The following is a 2,034-nucleotide window of genomic DNA, read 5'->3' as shown; positions in this document are numbered from 1 at the left end:
CCTTCACGAAGTCCGCCCGCGAGGGGTCCTCAATCCAGATCCGCGACTGGAGGCCGACGTAGGAGTCGGCCAGTTCGGTCAGGCGGACGGAGGGAGCGGGGTCGTCGAGGATGTCGTCGCTCCGCTCCGCCTCCTCGACGATGATCTCGCTCGCCTTCTCGACGTCGTCCTCGTAGTCGATCCCGAAGACGAACTTCAGGCGGAGCGTCTTCTTCGCGACGGGGTTTTTGACCACGTCGCCGGTGAGCACGGCGTTCGGCACCGTGAGCAGTTCGTTGTCGAACGTTCGCACGCGGGTGACGCGGAAGGAGATGTCCTCCACGACCCCCGAGTTACCGTCCCACTCGATCCAGTCGCCGATGCGGAACGGCCTGTCCGTGTAGATGAACACGCCCGCGACGAAGTTCTTGATCACGTCCTGTAAGGCGAAGCCGATCGCGAGCGTCGCGGCGGCCGCGATCGTCGCCAGCGAGCGCAGGAACCCCTGATACCCCGCCGCGCCGAACGCGACCGTGACCCCCGCGAACAGCACGAGGAACGCCGCGATCTTCTGGAGCGGGCGCCGGGCGTGCTCGTCGAGGCCCTGCCTGTCGAACACCCGGCGGAGGATCGACGTGATGACGGACTTGTAAATGACGTACGTCGCGGCGACGACGACGAGGAAGATCGCGGCGTCGACGACGACGTCGGTCAGCGGGCCGAGGTACGGCTCCAGCGTTCCCGCGACGGCGACGGCCCCGACCGCCCCGTCCGCGGCGCTCATCAGTGCAGCACCGCCGGGGTCCCGCGCGTCTCGATCAGGTCGGCGCCGACCGCGTCCGCGAGTTCGTCGGCGAGCTCGTCGGTCGAGGTGCCCCCGCGGGCCGCCCGCAGGAACTTCACCTTCACCAGCTTGCGGTCGTCGAGCTGGTCGGCCAGCTCGTCGACGACCGAATCGATACCGTGTTTCCCGACCCAGACCGTGACGTCGAGGTCGTGGGCCTCTTTCCGCAGTTCCTGGTCGCTCATACCCTGTCGAGTCGACCGCGCGCATTGAAGCTTGAGGTTCGACCGCGCCGGGGGGAGACCGCCGCGAGCCCGGTCCGCGCGTCACCGCTCGTAGTCGGCGTCGAGCTCCCGATCGGCGGAGCGGTTCCGTTCGGCCCACTCGGCCGCGTCCTCCGGCGTCTCGGTCTCTAAGAGTCGATCGAGCTTCCGCTCGAACTGCTCGTCGGTGAGGTCGCCGTTGGCGTACCGGGTTCGCAGCCGTTGGAGGGCGTCCGTCGTGTCGTCGGTCGCCTCGTCGCGCTCCGCCGCCTCGCCGTGTCTGCCCCAGAGCGGGTCGGGGTCGTGCGCCGCTGAGTCGGACTCCCCGTCCTCCTCGTCGAACAGCATCGAGACGAGCGGGACGACCACGATGTATCCGAACAGCATGAACCCGAGCCACCAGTCGAACCCGGCCAGGAGGGCGGCGAGCCACGTCCCTGTGACCGTCGTGGCGGCGATGCCGCGGGCGTTGCGGGCGAACCGCTCGCGGAGGGTCTCGTCGTCGGCCATCGGCGTGACGGTCTCCGTCGCGGTACAAAGTCGTGTCGGCAGGCGGAGACGCCGGTGGCCGAACCGCGCTTCGCCCCCGCTACTCCTCGATTTCGACCGTGAACTCGTCGCGCTCGGCTGCCAGCCGGAACGTCGGCACGGTGCGGTAGACGACCTCGACGACGTTCTTGCGTTCGAGGCTGCGGAGCGCCCGGCGCACGGCGTCCACCTCGGGGTCGGCGTCGAACGCCTCGCGGACCGCGTTGAGCACGCTGACGACCGACTGCGAGCGCTCCTCCGGGCCGGCGAGCACGTCGACGACCCGCGATTCCAGCTCGGAGACGCGGACCGTCTCCGGGACGGCCCCGCGCGCGACCGCGTCGGGCTCGATTCCGGGCTCGACGTCGACGAGGCCGTTCGCCTCCGCCGTCGCGCGGATCAGGCTGTCGTCGTCGCGGTAGTAGTACTCCTTCAGGTGGTTCTCGAGGTAGCCGTGGACCTCGCTTCCGCTCTCCATCT

4 protein-coding genes are annotated in these 2,034 nt (G+C 69.3%); all 4 read right to left on the bottom strand.

Features of this window, described 5'->3' with window-relative positions; genetic code table 11:
• The coding region (locus tag B9G38_RS16510) for a mechanosensitive ion channel family protein (protein ID WP_086221101.1) at nt 1-763 on the bottom strand (763 nt) is incomplete at its 3' end.
• Nucleotides 763-1,008, bottom strand: a complete 246-nt coding sequence (locus tag B9G38_RS16505; protein WP_086221100.1) for a YhbY family RNA-binding protein — start codon at nt 1,006-1,008, stop codon at nt 763-765. The genes B9G38_RS16510 and B9G38_RS16505, both read right to left, overlap by 1 nt.
• 81 nt (nt 1,009-1,089) lie before the next feature.
• Nucleotides 1,090-1,536 carry an SHOCT domain-containing protein gene (locus tag B9G38_RS16500; protein ID WP_086221099.1) on the bottom strand — a complete coding sequence of 149 codons (447 nt, stop codon included), beginning with the start codon at nt 1,534-1,536 and terminating at the stop codon, nt 1,090-1,092.
• Nucleotides 1,537-1,615: 79 nt separating this feature from the next.
• On the bottom strand, nt 1,616-2,034 hold a 419-nt coding region (locus tag B9G38_RS16495), incomplete at its 5' end, for a DUF5797 family protein (RefSeq protein WP_143415573.1).

The sequence above is a fragment of the Halorubrum sp. SD612 genome, from assembly GCF_002135005.1.
This window is presented reverse-complemented; position numbering and strand designations above follow the sequence as displayed.